Source organism: Pseudomonas sp. PDM27 (assembly GCF_019219205.1).
GTDB classification, from domain to species: domain Bacteria; phylum Pseudomonadota; class Gammaproteobacteria; order Pseudomonadales; family Pseudomonadaceae; genus Aquipseudomonas; species Aquipseudomonas laurylsulfatiphila.
In genome coordinates this window covers 458,419-476,257 of sequence record NZ_JAHUWF010000002.1, presented here as the reverse complement: position 1 = coordinate 476,257, position 17,839 = coordinate 458,419, and the positions used below count along the sequence as shown (strand labels likewise).

The window sequence follows — 17,839 nt, the reverse complement described above, 5'->3', positions numbered from 1 at the left end:
TCATTGCGCCGAATCAAGCGTAGCTTTCGGTCTCGCTGCTGGCTTCAACCAGTTCCAGGGCAACGTTGTTCTGCGTGTTGATCTTGCGATACAGCGCAGCGTCGGTTTCCAGAACCTTCTCCCGGGCCGGGAAGATTTCTGCCAGTTTGCCAGCCCATTCGCCCTTGGCTTTGCTCGGGAAGCATTTCTCGATCAGCTCGAGCATGATCGAAACAGTCACCGATGCACCTGGCGAAGCGCCGAGCAGTGCCGCCAGGGAACCGTCCTTGGCCGCGACCAGTTCGGTACCGAATTGCAGGATGCCGCCTTTTTTCGGGTCTTTCTTGATGATCTGTACCCGTTGGCCGGCCACTTCCAGGCGCCAGTCTTCGGCCTTCGCCTCCGGGTAGAAGCGACGCAGGGACTCCAGGCGCTGCTCCATCGACTGCATCACTTCGCTGACCAGGTACTTGGTCAGGTCCATGTTGTTTTTCGCCACGGCCAGCATCGGGCCAATGTTGCCGGCACGAACCGACAGCGGCAGGTCCATGAAGGAGCCGTGCTTGAGGAACTTGGTGGTGAAGCCGGCGTATGGTCCGAACAGCAGGGACTTCTTGCCATCGACCACGCGGGTGTCCAGGTGCGGCACGGACATTGGCGGTGAACCTACGGCAGCCTGGCTGTACACCTTGGCCTGGTGGTGCTTGACCACTTCCGGGTTGTCGCAGCGCAGCCACTGGCCACTGATCGGGAAGCCGCCGAAGCCTTTGCTCTCTTCGATGCCCGAGGCTTGCAGCAGCGGCAGTGCCGCGCCACCAGCGCCGAGGAAGACGAATTTGGCGTCGACTTCACGGGTGTTGCCGCTGTTGACGTCCTTGATGCTGACGGTCCAGCCGCCGTTGCTGCGCTTGAGACCGGTGACGCGCTTGCAGTACTTGACCTGGGCATCGGGTGCGCTGGTCAGGTGCTTGAGCAACTGGTTGGTCAAGGCGCCGAAGTTGACGTCGGTACCATTGATCACGCGGGTGGCGGCAAGGGTTTCGCCGGGGTCGCGCCCAGGCATCATCAATGGCATCCACTCTGCCATTGTCGCCTTGTCTTCGGTGTATTCCATGTCGGCGAAGGCGTGGTGCTTGCTGAGCACCTTGAAGCGTTCCTTGAGGAAGGACACGCCGCTGTCGCCCTGCACGAAACTCAGGTGTGGTACCGGGCTGATAAACGATTTGCACGAGCCGAACGTGCCTTTTTTGGTCAGGTACGACCAGAACTGCTTCGACACCTCGAACTGGGTGTTGATGTGCACGGCTTTCTTGATGTCGACGGCGCCATCGGCTGCCTGCGGCGTGTAGTTGAGCTCACACAGCCCGGCGTGACCGGTACCGGCGTTGTTCCATGGGTTGGAACTCTCCGCGGCACCGGAATCCATCAGCTCGACGACTTCCAGCTTGATCGCGGGGTCGAGCTCTTTGAGCAGCACTGCAAGGGTGGCACTCATGATGCCGGCCCCAACCAGTACTACGTCGACTGCTTCGTTATGCGCCATTTAACGCGTCTCCAAAATCTGCAGCACCAAATTGTCGGCATGGCTGCCAGGCGTTCCGGGGCGTGTCAGTGTGGCCCCTAGGTATCCATGGCAGTATCGCCATGTCCGAATCTTCGCAATTTATCGCAACTTCGACGGACGCTACCTGCCGGGCCTAATAAGAGCTCTATGAACTCATTTCAACGTGCGACTGGCAATTCGACTTATGGTCGATACATCCGTTTGTGCAACCAAATCCGTAGCGGACAGGCTTCAGGCTCCGGTGTTCGAGGAATACTCGGTCCTGTGTCGTTGGGCTGTTGTAGACGCTAATGGTGCATGTTCAGACGCAAAACTATTCATTTGCTCGCCACACTCTTGTGAAGTTGTGAAAACCCGTTTTTTTCACGCTCTTTTGAAGACGTGAACCTCAAAAAGGGCTGTCCCAGCCTGGCACCGTGCCCGGGTGGATTGCCGCCATGGGATACAGGGCAGGCAAAACGGGCAAACAGCTCAGTGACCGAGCGTAATGACAGCTCTGCAGATTCGCGAAAAGTGGAGGTTTTGCTCAACAAAACAGCAAGCGCGCCAGCTTCACTCGATCTGTGTGGGCGGCTCTCTGTGGGCGGAGCGGGGTGTCAACACAAGCGCATTGACGATGCTGCGAGGCCCGATCAGGAGACGTCCTTATAATCGGGGGGAGATTGTATCTAAGAAACGCAGGGAAATGGTCGTGTTTTATGACTTTTATTAGGTGTTTGGTCAGGTCGTCAGCAGTTGCTGTGCACGCGAGCGTGGCTGGCGCGGTTGCGAAACGACGCGGGCACCGGCCGGCAGCGGCTGATTCAGCCAGTTCAGGCGGATTTCCTCGATTTCAACCCAGCCATCTCCCATGGGCTGCAAGCTGCACTGCTTGAAGGCCTGGCAGTGGCCGTTGCGGTCGAGCAGGGCGAAACAACGGTGCAACGGGCGTGGCGCGAACAGAGAGATCAGATGGCGCATGGTGAAGTACCGTGTGGGTGATTGCCGAGAAGGTTGCCCGTAGGCCATTACGTGCAAGTGTAGGAGTGGTGACATCTGTGTGACATGAACCGCAATCCCCAGGGGTTGTCAGAGATTTCATCAAACACTGTGAGGTGCTGGTTCCCCGCAGTGGCGCACCGCTATACTGCCGGCCTGTTTGTGCCTGATTCTGGAGAGAAGAGCATGTTGCAACGCCTGTTGTTCGGTTTGATCACTGTGACCAGTTTGACCCTGGTTGGCTGCGCCCACAGCCCGCAACAACTGAGCCCGGAACCCAAGCTGACCGCCCAGTTGGCCCCGGTCGGCCATGGCCAGCCCGTCGTGGTGCGTGTCGTGGACGGTCGCCCGTCGCCGACGCTGGGCACCCGTGGTGGCCTGTACCCGGAGACCAGCGCGATCACCGTGCAGGGCGCGCAGATCCTGCCGAAGCTGCAGGCCCAGGCTGAAGCCGCCGTGCGTCTGTTGGGCTTTACCCCGACGACCAACGCCATGAATGCGCCGCAACTGACCGTGACCCTGGCGGAATTGAAGTACCAGTCGCCCAAGGAAGGCATGTACGTGACCGAAGCCACCATCGGCGCGACGTTCCGCTCGGATGTGCAGAACGCCAACCGTCGCTACAGCGGCCGTTATGGTTCGTCCCTGGACCAGCGCTTCGGCATGGCGCCGAACCAGGAAACCAACACCAAGCTGGTCAGCGATGTGTTGAGCGATGCGTTGACCCGCCTGTTCAAGGACCCGACCGTAGGGCAGATTCTGGGCGAGTAATGCGAGCCCCTGTAGGAGCGAGCCTGCTCGCGATGGTCGTTAACGATTACGCGGGAAATCTGATCCCCCGCGGCATCCCCAAGTCCATCGCGAACAAGCTCGCTCCTACAGATTGGTATCAGGCAGCCTGCGAGTAAAAATCCAGCACACTCACACCCGTCAGCAAGTCCGCCTCCGGCAAATCCGCATGCTGATGCCCACCCAAGGCGCAATACACCAGCCAATGGCGATCCTGAACGTTGAAGGCGAGGCTGCCGACGAGGGCTTGTTGTTCTTCGCTGGGGGTGATGAGGTAGAGACGATCCTGGTTTTCGGCGTGGAGCATGACGTGATCCTTGTCGGTTTCGGGACGCGCATGTTCGCCGATACAGATGACGAAGCCGTGACTCAGGACAGTCATTGATCAAAAGCTTCGTTATTTGTCGGAAACAGAGGGCAGGGGCGCAGGCTTTCGGTAGAATCCGCGCCGCGGTCGCCCGTCCGGCACCTGCTACCTGTTTGACTTGAGGTTCGTGATGTCGCTGCACTTGATGACGCTGTTTACCGCCCATCCCGCCAAACTGATCAATCTGCTGGCCTTGCTCTTTGCCTTCCCGGGCGGCTGGTTGCTGCACGCCACCCGTCGCCGCGAACTGCGTGCGATGGCCAGTTTGCAGGCGCAGCGCCAGAGCAGCCCGAACGCAGAACCCACGCTGGATTGGGCGACCTTGCGCATGAACCGGTTTTTCTACATCTTCGGTTTTGCCTGCATGGGGATGGCGTTGCTGGTGTCGTGGATCAGCACTCAGGTCTGAACCTTTTCAAAGTAAAAGATCGCAGCCTTCGGCAGCTCCTACAGGTGTACATCAATCCCGTGCAGGAGCTGCCGAAGGCTACGATCTTTTGATCTTGACCGCTTACAGCGGCAACCCTGCCTTCACCCGGTACTGATTACGCACCGGCGTTGCATATTGCAGCACCAGGTAAGGACGATGCTCTGGCGGGCAAGCGTCCAGGCGGCGTTGCCATTCTTCCTGGGCCTTGGCCAGTTCTTCGGCCGGGAACACCTCGGCGGCCTTCGGCACCTGCAACTGCGGATCAGCGTCTTTCCACTGCGCGTAAGCCAGGTAGTGCACCGGGAACAAGCGATAACCGCTGAGGATTTGCTTGTCCATCTCGACCGCCAATTGCTTGGTGTCTTCGAACAGTTCGGTGATCGGCGCGGCAAAGTTCACATGCACCCGGCCCTTGTAGCCGGTGATGCCCTTGGCGATGCTCACGTCATCCTCGCCCGGCACCTTGGTGTAGCTGCCGGTGGTGGCGCGGATGTAAAGCTCGCGGGCCTTGGCCTGATCGCAGGGGTCGTACTCGTAGCTGATCGACACCGGGGTCAGGTTCAACGACTGAATGACTTCGCCGAACGGTTCATCCTTGCGGCTCATGTGGAACATCTTGAGGATCGCCGATTCGGTACGGTCGTCACCGTCCTTGGCGCGGCCCTCGGCCTGGGCGATCCAGATCGAGGCGCAATCGTTGCGGATCGAATGGTTGATGTACGCCGAAAGCAATTGATAGGCCGCCATTTTCTCCCGGCGACCGCTGATCGAGCGGTGCACGATGAAGCTCTTGTTCAGGCGCATCAGGTCGCTGACGAAAGGCTTTTGCAGCAGGTTGTCGCCAATGGCAATGCGCGGGGTCGGCAGGCCGGCGTGGTACACGGCGTAGTTGACGAAGGCCGGGTCCATCACGATATCGCGGTGGTTGGCGATAAACAGGTAGGCGCTGCCGGACTTGAATTGCTCCACCCCGGTATAAGTGACACCGTCGGTGGCGCGCTCGATGGTGTGGTCGACGTAAACCTCGACTTTGTCCTGTAACGTGGCCACACAGGTCACGCCGGCAAACTCACGGCGCAGCCGATGGGCTATAAGAGGTTTGAGCGCCCAGCCTAAGGCGCCGGCAAAACGCGGGAAGCGGAAGTGGGTGAGGATATCTAGAAACGCCTTGTCGCCGAGCAGCCGGTCCAGCACCGCTGGGACTTCGCTGTCGTCGTAAGGTCGGATGGCATCGAATTCGCCCATCATGCTCTCTTGTTAGAAACGGCTAGGGTAAGTAAAGGTTTTGTTCGAAAACCGACGGGGCACGGTCTGAAAAAGTAGCCAGACAAAAAGAGCCCTGCAAATAGACCGGCGATTATACGCACAAGTCACCTGGGAGACCGCGATGCTGGAAACTGCGCAGTATGAATGTCCGTATTGTGGTGAGGAGGTAGAGACTACTCTGGATTTGTCCGGTGGCGATCAGACCTACATCGAGGACTGTCAGGTGTGCTGCCGGCCGATAACCTTCGTGTTGCAGGTTCATGAAGAGGAATGGCATCTCGAAGTGTTCAGCGAAAACGAATGAGGAGCGTGTATGCAGCGCATCTACGATCCGGAAAACCTGATGGAAGGCGAGTTGCTGCAAGGCATGCTCGCCAGCGAGGGTATCGAGGCGCATCTGGTGGGCCGTGATTTGCTCGGCGGCTCCGGGGAGTTGCCGATCTATGGCCTGCTCGGGCTGTCGGTCGAGAACGACCAGGCCGAATACGCTCGCGAGCTGATCACCGCGTACAATGCAGCGCTGCCGCTGTCCGGCGATGAACCGGACAGCTTTCCCGGCACGCTGGTCTGTTAGGCTGGCGTTCGTTTGATCAAGAGCCGTGTTGCCCCATGTGTGGACGTTATGCCCTGTTTCGCTGGAACCCTGCCTTCGCGGCCCTGCCCGGTTTTCCCGCCGACCAGAAGGCGCAGTGGAACATTTCCCCGAATGATTCGGTGTTGATGCTGCGGGCCGAGCCTGACGGTCAGCGCTCGCTTGCCCGCGCCCGCTGGGGCCTGACGCCCCCCTGGCTGACCGATCTGTCCCGCACCCCGGCCCACGCCCGCGCCGAAACCGTTGCCGAGCAGCCAATGTTTCGCCAGGCCTTGCGCGAGCGCCGCTGCCTGTTGCCGGCCAATGGTTTCTACGAATGGCGCGGGACGACGCGCAAGCGCCCGTACTGGCTGACACCGGGGGAGGGCTCGTCATTGTTTTTTGCGGCGATCTGGGAGGCGTATCCGGTACAGGAGCAGGTGTGGCTGAGTACCGCCGTGATTACCCAGCCAGCGGCAAGCCAACGGCGACCGTTGATTCTTGATGAGGCAGGGCAGGCCGCGTGGCTCGATCCCGAGACGCCGTTGCATGCTTTGCAAGCCTTACTGGCCAGTGAGCCTGCCGCGTTGCGCGAACGGGTGCTGGCCAACATGGTGAATGATCCGAAGCTCAATGGGCCGGAGTGCTTGACGCCGGGATGAGTTTTTTGGTGGCAGTGCTGGCCCCTTCGCGAGCAAGCCCGCTCCCACACTGGATCTGTGGCGTACACAAATCCCCTGTGGGAGCGGGCTTGCTCGCGAAGAGGGCCTGAAGGTCAAACCCTGAACTGATTGATCAACCGTCGCTGCTGTTCCGCCAGCTTGGTCAAATCCGCACTGGCCGCACTCGACTCATCCGCACCGCCGGCTACTTCATTGGCCACCTGGCCGATGTTGATCACGTTGCGGTTGATGTCGTCCGCCACCGCACTTTGCTCCTCGGCCGCGCTGGCGATCTGGGTGTTCATGTCGTTGATCACCGACACCGCCTGAGTAATGGTCTCCAGTGCTTCGGCGGCCTTCGATGCGTGCAGTACGCTTTCGTCCGTGCGGTTCTGGCTGTCCTCCATGACTCGCACCACATCCCGCGTGCCTTGCTGCAGTTGCTGGATCATGGCCTGGATTTCTTCGGTGGCCTTTTGAGTCTTCTGCGCCAGGTTGCGCACCTCGTCGGCCACCACGGCAAAACCTCGGCCCTGTTCACCGGCGCGGGCCGCTTCGATGGCTGCGTTCAGGGCCAGCAGGTTGGTCTGCTCGGCGATCCCGCGAATGGCGGTGAGGATGGCGTTGATGTTTTCGCTGTCCTTGGCCAGGGTCTGCACCACGCCGACGGCCCGACCGATCTCCACGGCGAGGGCGCCAATCGAGTTCGAGGTGTCGCGCACGATTTGCATGCCTTGGCTGGCGGCTTGATCGGCATGGCTGGCGGCCTGTGCGGCCTGGGTCGCATTGCGTGCCACATCCTGGGCGGTGGCGGTCATTTCCTGCACGGCGGTGGCCACCTGGTCGATCTCGGCCATTTGCTTGTGTACGCCGGTGTTGGTGCGGATGGCGATGTCGGCGGTGTGTTCCGACGAATCGCTGACGCTCTGCACCGATGTCACCACCTGGGTGATCATCGCCTGCAACTTGGCCAGGAAGGTGTTGAAGCCTTTGGCGATCGAACCCAGTTCATCGGCGCGGTCGCTGGTCAGTCGCCGGGTCAGGTCGCCTTCGCCCTGGGCGATATCGTCGAGCATGGCCACCATCTGCTTGAGCGGACGGGCGATGCCGTGGCCCACCAGCCAGATCACCAACAAGCCGATACCGGCAATCACCAGGCCGACCATCGCCATGCCGAAGGTGTCGGATTTACGCTGCGCATCCAGGTCTGCCTGGAGTTTTTGCAGGTCGGCCATGACCGCGTTCAGCGGCAATTGCAGCATCAGGGTCCAGCGCGCATCGGTCTGGCCAATGCCGAACGGCAGGTACAACTCGATCCGGCCCTGGGCCTTGTCGACGGTGTAGGTGACTTCGCCGCGCTTGAGATTGGCCATGTTGGCAATCTGCTTGCTGTCGAGGATATCGCTGACTTTTTCGCCGAATTTGCTCGGATCCTTGGTGTAGGCAACGATGCGGCCATTGCCGCCGATCAGGGCCATTTCCCCGGCGCCGCTGTAGAGTTTCTGGTTGGCGCCCAGGAGCATTTCCTGAATGAAGTTCACCGACAGGTCGGCGCCGACGATGCCCTGGAAAGCACCATTGAGCATGATCGGTTCAATAAAGGAGGCGAGCATGACGATTTTGTCGCCGACCTTGTAAGGCGCAGGATCGATCACGCAGGATTTTCCGGTTTCTTTCGAGCACAGGTAGTACTCGCTGGCGCGCACGCCGGTGGACAGGGTTTTCTGGTCGTCGACGTCCACCAGTTTGTCCAGGCCCAGGGTGCCGTCGTCGTTGCGGAACCACCAGGGCAGGAAACGCCCGTTGCTGGCGTCGATGCCGACCACCTGGGTGCCGACGTAGGTCGCATCGTTGTGGTCCAGTGCGTCTTTTTCCCAACCGATGTAGGTGCCGAGGATCTTCGGGTTCTTGACCACGTTTTCCTTGATCAGGCCGATCAGTTGCTCGCGGCTGAGGCTCAGGGCGGGCTGGCCATCGGCACCCGGCGTGCCGATCAGGGCGCTGACCCGCACCAGTCCGCCGGCGATCAGCAGCGGTGCTTCGAGTTCACGCTGGATCTGGCTGACCTGGGTCTGCGCCAGGGACGTCAGGCGTTGTTCGATGACTTGCTCGAACTGGGCCTGGGTCCGTTCCTGGACCATGTCCTGCGTCCGGGCCCCGGAAAACAGCGCGTACACCACCAGCGCAGCCACGACACTAAGGACAATGGCGCCGGCAAGGGCCGCCACGGAAAACTGGATCGACTTGAATTTCATGGAGGCTCCACACGCGAAAGGACGTCTGCGGAGGTGTATCGGCAGGGTGTCGGGCGGGCATGAGCGCGAGCCGTCGAAATGGCTGTTTTTGCGTGGCGGATGTCGCAAATGAATCAATGCGCGGCGTGACGGGCTGCGGCTTGCCCCGAGGTGTGAATTTTTTTCTGCATTGATGAGAGCTTTGCCTGAATTGCGCGTCTTATGTCTATTGTATCTGGCGTCGATACCATTCCACGCCTAGGATACCCGGCATGTTTCAAGGGAGTTTTTCGATGAACAAGACATTGGCTCTATGTGCGCTGAGCGCAGGCCTGCTGCTCGCCGGCTGCCAGTCGGTCAATACCACCAGTGGTGGTGCTGTGGGCGTTGAGCGCAAGCAGTACATGTTCAGCATGTTGTCCTCGCAAGAGGTCGACCAGATGTACGCCCAGTCCTATACAAAGACTGTGACTGAGGCGAGCAGCAAAGGCGTGCTGGACAAGACCAGCAGCGATGCCAAGCGTGTTCGGGTGATTGCCGACCGGCTGATTGCCCAGGCGCCGAATTTCCGTCCGGATGCGGCCCAGTGGAAATGGGAAGTGAACCTGATCAAGAGCGACGAGCTCAATGCCAACTGTGGTCCTGGCGGCAAGATCTTTGTCTACACCGGGCTGATCGACAGTCTTCAACTCACTGACGATGAACTCGCCGCGGTCATGGGCCATGAAATCGCCCACGCCCTGCGCGAGCACGGTCGTGAGGCGATGTCCAAGGCATACGGAATCGAAATGGCCAAGCAGGGTGCTGGTGCGTTGCTCGGGTTGGGCCAGGACAGCCTGGCCCTGGCGGACGCTGTCGCCAACTACGGCATGACCTTGCCCAACAGCCGTGCCAATGAAAACGAGGCGGACCTGATCGGTCTGGAACTGGCCGCCCGCGCCGGCTACAACCCGAACGCCGCGATCACCCTGTGGAACAAGATGAGCAAGGCCAGCGAAGGTGCCCCGCCGGAGTTCCTCAGCACGCACCCGTCTTCGAGCAGCCGGACTGCGGCGTTGCAGGCGGCGATTCCGAAAGTTATGCCGTTGTATGAGCAGGCCAAGAAGTCCTGATGTTAATTCTTCGTCGATAAGGCCCTCATCGCGAGCAGGCTCGCTCCCACAGGGGAATGCATCCCGAATGTGGGAGCGAGCCTGCTCGCGAAGAACGATAACGCGGTCTAACGACCTATTGGGTCAAACCCACCCGCTGCTCTGCATCGCCTTGTACACCGCGACAATCGCCAGGATGAAGAACGCCGACGCCGCCAGTCGACGGATCAGAGTCAAAGGCAGCTTGTCTGCGGCAAAGTTACCCGCCAGAACCACCGGTACGTTGGCAATCAGCATGCCGGCAGTGGTGCCGATGATCACCAGCCACAACTCCGGATATTGCGCAGCCAGCATCACGGTCGCGATCTGGGTCTTGTCGCCGATTTCCGCCAGGAAGAACGCGATCAGCGTGGTCAGGAACGGCCCGAACTTGCGGGCGGTGCTGGCCTCGTCGTCATCCATCTTGTCCGGCACCAGGGTCCACAGGGCGGTCGCGGCGAAGCTCGCGGCAAGGATCCAGTGCAGCATCGTATCCGAGAAGAAACTGCCCACCCAGGCACCGACTGCACCGGCGGCCGCGTGGTTGGCCAGGGTCGCGGCGACGATACCGGCGATGATCGGCCAGGGCTTGCGGAAGCGGGCGGCGAGAATGAGCGCGAGCAGTTGCGTCTTGTCGCCGATTTCGGCCAAGGCAACGATTGCGGTGGGTACGAGTAGTGAATCCAGCATCAGGGGTTTTCCTAAGGGGCGGGTCGACACGGCTATGACACGTACAGCCTTCCCGCCCCGGGTAAGGTGTTCGTGTCATAGGTCTTGTCAAACCCTGCGATCCATCTGATGTGGATGCTTGGGTCGCATGCGCCATGGTCTGAGGACCAAGTATGTTGACGCATGCCGGACGAGCGTGGCGCTCGTGGGAGACTACTCCCCTAGGACGGAGCGGATTCTGCCTTTGCAAAACCCATTCGGCAAGCCTTCTTTTTCAGAAAAATCTCAGCCGCGTTTTGCCCGGTAGATTCTGAAGCCCTGTCCTTCGGCCTTGATTGCGCACACGCCAAGATGCTCTTCGATCAGCGGTTGATACTTCAGGAAGCTGTTCGCTACCAGGCGAAGTTCGCCGCCGTTTTTCAGATGTTTGGCCGCTTTTCGCAACAAGTTCTCGGTTGCGAAATAGTCGGTGTGCACGCCGACATGGAATGGCGGATTGCTCAGGATCGCACTCAAACCCATCGGCGCGGCATCGATTCCGTCACCGGTAATCACCTCGGCTTCCAGACCATTGGCTGCCAGGGTCAGGCGACTGCTGGCAGCGGCAAAGGCATCCACATCCAGCATCGTGACCTGGTTATGCGGGTAACGACGTTTCACCGCCGCGCCCAAGACCCCTGCGCCGCAACCGAAATCGAGCAGGTGTCCGCTGGGCAGTTTGTCCAGGTGATCCAGCAGCAGCGCGCTGCCGCGATCAAGGCGACCATGACTGAACACCCCCGGCAGGCTGATGACCTTCAACGGGCCTTCGGCCAGCGGCAGTTCGTAGGTCTGTGCCAGGCTTTCCAGCGGCTTGGCTTCAGGCGCGTTGGCCACGGTGACCTGCCAGAGCTGGCAGTGGCGCGCGCTGTCGAGTTTGCGTGGCTTGCCGAACGGGTTGAGTTGTTTGGCGGCACCTTCGATGCCGCTTTTTTTCTCGCCGACCAGGTACAGCTCGCGGCCGGCCAGCCGCGAGGCGAGGGCGTTGAGGATGTAGTCGGTCAGGTCCTTGGCCTTGGGCAGAAAGACCACGGCGCTATCGAACCCGCGCTCCGGTGCGTTCACGCCAAAGTGGCTGCGCCCGTCGAAGCGGGCGTCCAGCGCGGCCTGATCGCCGGCGTGCCAGCACCAGCCATGGGCATCGGGCAGGCGGCCCAGCAGGTCGTCGGCGGGCAAACCGGCCAACAGCACCGAACCCTGGAATAACTCGGCCTGGCGAAGCAGTACTTCACTGCGCGGATCCATAACTGCTCCCGTGGAAAAAAGTGCCGCAGTTTATCAACTGACGACCCGCAGCGCCTTACCGCTGAAGTATCCCAGTGCGTTTTCGGTCACCTGGCCGACGATCCGCTGGCGCGCTTCACGGCTGCCCCAGGCGTTGTGCGGGGTGACGATCAGGCGCGGGATGTCGTGGGCCAGCAGTGGATTGCCGTTGACGGGAGGCTCAACGCTCAGCACGTCAGTGGCGGCGCCGCCCAGATGACCGTTGCGCAAGGCATCGGCCAGCGCCTGTTCGTCGATCAGGCCACCGCGGGCGGTGTTGACCAGGAACGCTTCGGGTTTCATCGAGGCCAGTTCGCGGGCGCCGATGAAGTGGCGGGTGTGTTCGTTGAGCGGGCAGTGCAGGGTCAGGGCATCGACTTGCGGTAGCAGTTCATCCAGTGGCAGGCGGTCCGGCCGGGCAGGGCGTCCTGGAATCTGCCCCAGCAGCACGCGCATGCCGAAGGCTTCAGCCAGCCGTGCGACTGCGCCGCCCAATTCGCCGTGACCCAGCAGGCCAAGGGTTTTGCCTTCGAGTTCGACAATCGGGTAGTCCAGCAAGCAGAACTGTTTGGCCTGTTGCCAGCGGCCTGCGCCGACGGCCTTCTGATAATCGGCCAGGCGCGTGGCCAGGTTGAGCAGCAGCATGATCGTGTGCTGCGCCACCGATGGCGTGCCGTAACCCTGGCAGTTGCACACGGTGATCCCGTGGGCGCGAGCGGCAGCGAGGTCGACGTTGTTGGTGCCGGTGGCGGTGATCAGGATCAGCTTGAGGTCAGGGCTGGCGGCCATGGCGGCGGCGTCGATCAGGATCTTGTTGCTGATGGCGACGGTGGCGCCCTTGAGGTGCTCGATGACTTGATCGGGCAAGGTCTGGGCGAACAGCTGCAATTCGCTGAAACAACTGCGCAGCGGGTTGAGGTCAAGGTCGCCGAGGTCCAGGGACGGGTGGTCGAGGAAAACGGCGCGGCGAGTGTTCGTCATCAACTGTACCTTTTGTGCATTGAACTGAAGGCGTAATCTGCCGAGCCTACCAGATGAAATAAATAGTTACGCTTGGCCTGAAGGAGCCCCACATGTACTGGACAGAGTTCTTGACCGTTGCCCTGATTCACTTGCTGGCCGTGGCCAGCCCCGGCCCGGACTTTGCCGTGGTGGTACGTGAAAGTGTTACCCACGGTCGCCGCGCGGGCACCTGGACCGCGCTGGGTGTGGGGACGGCGATTTTCCTGCATGTGGGTTACTCGCTGTTGGGTATCGGCCTGATCGTGTCCCAGTCGATCGTGCTGTTCAATGCCTTGAAATGGGCCGCCGCCGCTTACCTGCTGTACATCGGTTACAAGGCGCTGCGCGCGCAACCGGCCAAGCCTGTGGCGGACGATCTGCACAAGGAAGTGGGGGAGCGCACGGCCCGTGGTGCCTTTACCTCGGGTTTCGTCACCAACGGTCTCAACCCGAAAGCCACACTGTTCTTCCTCTCGCTGTTCACCGTGGTGATCAACCCGCACACGCCACTGGCCGTGCAGGCCGGTTACGGGGTTTACCTGGCAGCCGCCACAGCGACCTGGTTCTGCCTGGTGGCGATGTTGTTCAGCCAGCAGCGCGTACGCGCCGGTTTCGCGCGCATGGGGCACTGGTTCGACCGGACCATGGGCGCGGTGCTGATTGCGATTGGCGTGAAGCTCGCTTTTACCGAGATGCATTGATCAAAGGTGATTCCCTGTAGGAGCTGCCGCAGGCTGCGATCTTTTGATCTTTGACAGTTCTGGAGTTGCTGGAGAACAAGATCAAAAGATCGCAGCCTGCGGCAGCTCCTACAGTGCGTAGTAAATGGCTAATACTGGCGCAATGCTAGTATTTGAGGGGTTCTGCAAATCATTCCTTTGGCTGATTTGGCTGACGATCAGGGGCACTACAGTGCGTACTTTCAGTCACGTCCGTGCAGTCAGAAAAAGGGATTCTTATGTTGCAGACTCGCGTTATCCCCCCGGCCGAAGGCGCTTACCAATACCCGCTGCTGATCAAGCGGCTGCTGATGTCCGGTGCCCGTTATGAGAAAACCCGCGAGATCATCTACCGCGACAAGTTGCGCTACAGCTACCCGACCCTGATCGAACGGGTGGCCCGCCTGGCCAACGTGCTGACAGCGGCCGGGGTCAAGCCCGGGGATGCCGTGGGTGTGATGGACTGGGACAGCCATCGTTACCTGGAATGCATGTTCGCCATCCCGATGATTGGTGCGGTGATCCACACCATCAACGTGCGCCTGTCTCCGGAACAGATCCTCTACACCATGAACCACGCCGAGGACCGCTTTGTGCTGGTCAACAGTGAGTTCGTCGGCCTCTACAAGGCCATCGAAGGGCATCTGACCACGGTCGACAAAACCCTGTTGCTGACTGATCTGCCGGAAAAAACCGCGGACCTGCCGAACCTCGTCGGCGAATACGAACAACTGCTGGCCGCGGCGAGCCCGCAGTACGATTTCCAGGATTTCGACGAAAACTCGGTCGCGACCACGTTCTACACCACCGGCACCACCGGCAATCCCAAGGGCGTGTACTTCACCCATCGGCAACTGGTGCTGCACACCATGGGCGTGTCGACCATCATGGGCGCGATCGACAGCGTGCGCCTGCTGGGTACCAGCGACGTGTACATGCCGATCACCCCGATGTTCCACGTGCACGCCTGGGGCTTGCCGTATGTGGCGACCATGCTCGGACTCAAGCAGGTGTACCCCGGTCGCTATGACCCGGAGTACCTGGTGGAGTTGTGGCGCAAGGAGAAGGTCACGTTCTCCCATTGCGTACCGACCATTTTGCAGATGGTCCTCAATGCCAAGGCTGCGCAGAACGTCGACTTCGGCGGCTGGAAAATCGTCATCGGCGGCAGCGCCCTGAACCGCACGCTGTACGAGGCGGCCAAGGCCAAGGGCATTCAGTTGACCGCCGCCTACGGCATGTCGGAAACCGGGCCACTGGTCTCGTGCGCGCACTTGAACGATGAATTGATGGCCGGCACCGAAGACGAACGCACCACCTACCGGATCAAGGCCGGCGTGCCCGGGCCGCTGGTGGAGGCGGCGATCGTCGACACCGAGGGCAATTTCCTGCCCGCCGACGGCGAAACCCAGGGCGAACTGGTGCTGCGCGCACCCTGGCTGACCGAGGGTTATTTCAACGAGCCGCAGAAGGGCGCCGAGCTCTGGGCAGGAGGCTGGCTGCACACCGGCGACGTGGCGACCCTGGACAGCATGGGGGTGATCGACATTCGTGACCGCATCAAGGACGTGATCAAGACCGGTGGCGAGTGGATCTCCTCCCTGGACCTGGAAGACCTGATCAGTCGTCATGTGGCGGTACGTGAAGTAGCAGTGGTGGGGATCCCGGATCCGCAGTGGGGAGAGCGGCCGTTTGCCCTGCTCGTAGTCCGTGAGGGGCACGTCATCGGGGCTAGGGAACTCAAGGAACACCTCAAGCCTTTTGTGGAGCTGGGGCACCTGAGCAAGTGGGCGATTCCGAGCCAGATCGCCCTTGTTACTGAAATTCCCAAGACCAGCGTCGGCAAACTCGACAAGAAGCGTATTCGTGTCGACATCAGCGAATGGCAGGCCACCAACAGCACCTTCCTTTCGACGCTTTAAGCCCCTCTCGGCGTGCCCGAAAGGGCACGCCAGCCCCACCAAGCAAGCGCTTGGCTTGTCAAATCGAAATTTTCAGCCATCCTTGCCGTGCCGACGGGTGTCGGACTGGCGAAAGGACTGTTCCAGAGTGGCTGGCAACTGCAAATCACACTTTAGAGGGATCAAGCACTACTACCTGCTGGCTATAGTCCGCTCAAGGATTTTTAAGAACGGGGCAACCGCACGAACCGGGGCGATGCAACTTTGGAATGACTTTGGGATGCCATGGCTCCCGGTTATCCACAGCGTTTTTAGAAGTGCTCAATGCCATAAAAATAAAATGCACATGGAGTAGCGTCGATGACATCAGTAAACCAGTTCTGGCGCCGGGCGAAGCTGCCCCTGGCTGTCAGTCTTGCCTCTACGCTCGCCGGGCCAGCATTCGGCGTCAGTTTCAACGTCGGTGAAATCGAAGGTCAGTTCGACTCATCCCTGTCGCTCGGTGCCAGTTGGTCTACCGAAAGTGCCAACAAGAACCTCATCGGTGTCAACAACGGCGGCAAGGGTCTGTCCCAGACTTCTGATGACGGTCACCTGAACTTCAAGAGCGGGGAAACCTTCTCGAAGATCTTCAAGGGCATCCATGACCTTGAACTGAAATACGGCGATACCGGTGTTTTTGTCCGTGGCAAATACTGGTACGACTTTGAACTGAAGGACGAAAGCCGTCCGTTCAAGGACATCAGCGACGCGGGCCGCAAGGAAGGCGCCAAGTCCGCCGGCGGCCAGATCCTCGACGCCTTCGTCTACCACAACTACTCGATTGCCGATCAACCAGGCTCCGTACGTCTGGGCAAGCAGGTGGTGAGCTGGGGTGAAAGTACCTTCATCGGTGGCGGCATCAACTCGATCAACCCGATCGACGTGTCCGCGTTCCGTCGTCCGGGTGCCGAGATCAAGGAAGGCCTGATCCCGGTCAACATGTTCTATGTGTCCCAGAGCCTGACCGAAAACCTCTCGGCCGAAGCGTTCTATCAAATTGAATGGGACCAGACCGTCGTCGACAACTGCGGCACGTTCTTCTCCCAGCCGGACATCGTTGCCGACGGCTGTAACGACAACCTGCGGGTACTGGCCAAGCGCTCGCAGATTCCGGCCATTGCCCTGGGGCCTTTGGCCGCCAACGGCGTTGACGTCAACAATGAGGGCGTTCTGGTGCGTCGTGGCCCCGATCGTGATGCTCGCGACGGCGGTCAGTGGGGCGCGTCCCTCAAGTACATGTTCGAACCGCTGGACACCGAGTTCGGCGCCTACTTCATGAACTACCACAGCCGCGCGCCGATCTTCAGTGCAACAGGCGCGCCGCAGTCGGTCTACAACACTGCAGCGGCCCTCCAGGGTGGCCCGTTCGCCGCGCTGGCGCCATTGCTGGTGGCGGGTAATTCGCAGTACTTCATCGAATACCCGGAAGACATTCGCCTGTATGGCTTGAGCTTCTCCACCACCCTGCCTACCGGTACGGCGTGGAGCGGTGAGATCAGCTACCGTCCGAACGCTCCGGTGCAGCTCAACTCCACCGACATCCTGTTCTCCGGTGTCCGTCCTATAGGCAATAACAACCCGAACAACCCGTTGACCAATGCATCGCTGCTGACCGGCGTGCCGGGTCAGGACCTGCACGGGTATCGTCGCAAGGAAATCACCCAGTTCCAGACTACCCTGACGCACTTCTTCGACCAGGTCATGGGCGCCAGCCGCCTGACCCTGGTGGGCGAAGTGGGCGTGACCCACGTCGGCGGCCTGGAAAGCACTTCCGATGTTCGTTATGGCCGCGATCCGGTCTACGGCCCGGGTGAGTTGCCGCCTTCTGGCGCGCTCGATACCTGCGTGGCGCTCAACACCAGCACCATCAACGGTGCCGGCCCGGGTACGCCGACCAACAACCGCAGCCGCAACTGCAACGACGAAGGCTTCACCACCGCGACTTCGTGGGGCTACCGCGGTCGTGCCATCTGGGAATACAACGACGTGTTTGCCGGTGTGAACCTCAAGCCGAACGTTGCCTGGTCCCATGACGTGGAAGGTTACTCCCCTGGCCCTGGCGGCAACTTCGAGGAAGGCCGCAAGGCGGTGAGCCTCGGTGTCGACGCCGAGTACCAGAACACCTACACCGCGAGCCTGGCCTACACCAACTTCTTCGATGGCAAGTACACCACCGTGGATGACCGCGACTTCGTTGCGCTCAGCGTCGGCGTGAACTTCTAAGCACTGAATTT

17 protein-coding genes, 1 pseudogene and 1 riboswitch are annotated in these 17,839 nt (G+C 60.5%); of the genes and pseudogenes, 9 read left to right on the top strand and 9 right to left on the bottom strand.

The window, feature by feature from the left end; all coding sequences use genetic code 11:
* Nucleotides 1-13: 13 nt before the first annotated feature.
* Together mqo and KW838_RS07535 are read right to left on the bottom strand one after the other, a co-directional pair.
* A complete protein-coding gene (gene mqo / locus KW838_RS07540) occupies nt 14-1,522 on the bottom strand; it encodes a malate dehydrogenase (quinone) (RefSeq protein WP_102701908.1) in 1,509 nt (502 codons plus the stop codon).
* A gap of 741 nt (nt 1,523-2,263) precedes the next feature.
* Nucleotides 2,264-2,503 (bottom strand): hypothetical protein, encoded by a 240-nt coding sequence (locus KW838_RS07535; RefSeq protein WP_102701909.1) that lies wholly within the window; start codon nt 2,501-2,503, stop codon nt 2,264-2,266.
* Nucleotides 2,504-2,707: 204 nt separating this feature from the next.
* Between KW838_RS07535 and KW838_RS07530 the strand changes: the two genes are divergently transcribed.
* Nucleotides 2,708-3,292: a YajG family lipoprotein gene (locus KW838_RS07530; protein ID WP_102701910.1), complete on the top strand. Its 585-nt coding sequence runs from the start codon at nt 2,708-2,710 to the stop codon at nt 3,290-3,292.
* Nucleotides 3,293-3,410: 118 nt separating this feature from the next.
* Here KW838_RS07530 and KW838_RS07525 read toward each other — a convergent pair whose 3' ends face one another.
* A complete protein-coding gene (locus KW838_RS07525; protein ID WP_033052291.1) occupies nt 3,411-3,617 on the bottom strand; it encodes a hypothetical protein in 207 nt (68 codons plus the stop codon).
* 190 nt (nt 3,618-3,807) lie between these two features.
* Here KW838_RS07525 and KW838_RS07520 point away from each other — a divergent pair, with 190 nt between their 5' ends.
* Complete coding sequence (locus tag KW838_RS07520; RefSeq protein ID WP_056726254.1) at nt 3,808-4,086, top strand: hypothetical protein; 279 nt, start codon at nt 3,808-3,810, stop codon at nt 4,084-4,086.
* A 102-nt stretch (nt 4,087-4,188) separates the two neighbouring features.
* Here the strand turns inward: KW838_RS07520 and KW838_RS07515 are convergent, their stop codons facing one another.
* Nucleotides 4,189-5,352: a 1-acyl-sn-glycerol-3-phosphate acyltransferase gene (locus tag KW838_RS07515; protein WP_173900855.1), complete on the bottom strand. Its 1,164-nt coding sequence runs from the start codon at nt 5,350-5,352 to the stop codon at nt 4,189-4,191.
* A 142-nt stretch (nt 5,353-5,494) separates the two neighbouring features.
* On the opposite strand from KW838_RS07515, the gene KW838_RS07510 reads away from it, so the two are divergent.
* Genes KW838_RS07510 through KW838_RS07500 form a run of 3 tightly spaced genes read left to right on the top strand, consistent with a single transcriptional unit; the run spans nt 5,495 to nt 6,606 of the window.
* Nucleotides 5,495-5,677: a CPXCG motif-containing cysteine-rich protein gene (locus tag KW838_RS07510; protein ID WP_053159662.1), complete on the top strand. Its 183-nt coding sequence runs from the start codon at nt 5,495-5,497 to the stop codon at nt 5,675-5,677.
* A 9-nt stretch (nt 5,678-5,686) separates the two neighbouring features.
* Entirely contained in the window at nt 5,687-5,947 is a 261-nt protein-coding gene (locus KW838_RS07505) for a putative signal transducing protein (protein WP_007979315.1), read from the top strand.
* 35 nt (nt 5,948-5,982) lie between these two features.
* Nucleotides 5,983-6,606, top strand: coding sequence for an SOS response-associated peptidase (locus tag KW838_RS07500; RefSeq protein ID WP_102701912.1), 624 nt, complete (start codon nt 5,983-5,985; stop codon nt 6,604-6,606).
* Nucleotides 6,607-6,719: 113 nt separating this feature from the next.
* Here KW838_RS07500 and KW838_RS29845 read toward each other — a convergent pair whose 3' ends face one another.
* Complete coding sequence (locus tag KW838_RS29845; protein ID WP_371317821.1) at nt 6,720-7,463, bottom strand: methyl-accepting chemotaxis protein; 744 nt, start codon at nt 7,461-7,463, stop codon at nt 6,720-6,722.
* A 111-nt stretch (nt 7,464-7,574) separates the two neighbouring features.
* Nucleotides 7,575-7,772, bottom strand: a pseudogene (locus tag KW838_RS29840) (HAMP domain-containing protein); the annotation flags it as partial.
* A gap of 1,361 nt (nt 7,773-9,133) precedes the next feature.
* On the opposite strand from KW838_RS29840, the gene KW838_RS07490 reads away from it, so the two are divergent.
* Nucleotides 9,134-9,952: a M48 family metallopeptidase gene (locus tag KW838_RS07490; RefSeq protein WP_218500806.1), complete on the top strand. Its 819-nt coding sequence runs from the start codon at nt 9,134-9,136 to the stop codon at nt 9,950-9,952.
* 123 nt (nt 9,953-10,075) lie between these two features.
* Here the strand turns inward: KW838_RS07490 and KW838_RS07485 are convergent, their stop codons facing one another.
* The 3 genes from KW838_RS07485 to KW838_RS07475 all read right to left on the bottom strand — a co-directional run bounded on the left by KW838_RS07485 (nt 10,076) and on the right by KW838_RS07475 (nt 12,922).
* A complete protein-coding gene (locus tag KW838_RS07485; RefSeq protein WP_007972537.1) occupies nt 10,076-10,660 on the bottom strand; it encodes a TMEM165/GDT1 family protein in 585 nt (194 codons plus the stop codon).
* Between the two features lie 90 nt (nt 10,661-10,750).
* Nucleotides 10,751-10,873, bottom strand: a riboswitch (yybP-ykoY riboswitch).
* A 51-nt stretch (nt 10,874-10,924) separates the two neighbouring features.
* On the bottom strand, nt 10,925-11,923 hold the full coding sequence (locus KW838_RS07480; RefSeq protein ID WP_007972538.1) for a class I SAM-dependent methyltransferase: 999 nt from the start codon (nt 11,921-11,923) through the stop codon (nt 10,925-10,927).
* A 33-nt stretch (nt 11,924-11,956) separates the two neighbouring features.
* Nucleotides 11,957-12,922, bottom strand: coding sequence for a 2-hydroxyacid dehydrogenase (locus tag KW838_RS07475; protein WP_126047504.1), 966 nt, complete (start codon nt 12,920-12,922; stop codon nt 11,957-11,959).
* Nucleotides 12,923-13,014: 92 nt separating this feature from the next.
* On the opposite strand from KW838_RS07475, the gene KW838_RS07470 reads away from it, so the two are divergent.
* From KW838_RS07470 to KW838_RS07460, 3 genes are all read left to right on the top strand, one after another.
* The gene (locus tag KW838_RS07470) at nt 13,015-13,644 is read left to right on the top strand and encodes a LysE family translocator (RefSeq protein WP_218500805.1); all 630 of its coding nucleotides are present in this window, start codon (nt 13,015-13,017) and stop codon (nt 13,642-13,644) included.
* A gap of 257 nt (nt 13,645-13,901) precedes the next feature.
* A complete protein-coding gene (locus KW838_RS07465) occupies nt 13,902-15,584 on the top strand; it encodes a fatty acid--CoA ligase (RefSeq protein ID WP_102673408.1) in 1,683 nt (560 codons plus the stop codon).
* A 339-nt stretch (nt 15,585-15,923) separates the two neighbouring features.
* On the top strand, nt 15,924-17,828 hold the full coding sequence (locus KW838_RS07460) for a DUF1302 domain-containing protein (protein WP_102701916.1): 1,905 nt from the start codon (nt 15,924-15,926) through the stop codon (nt 17,826-17,828).
* Nucleotides 17,829-17,839: the final 11 nt, after the last annotated feature.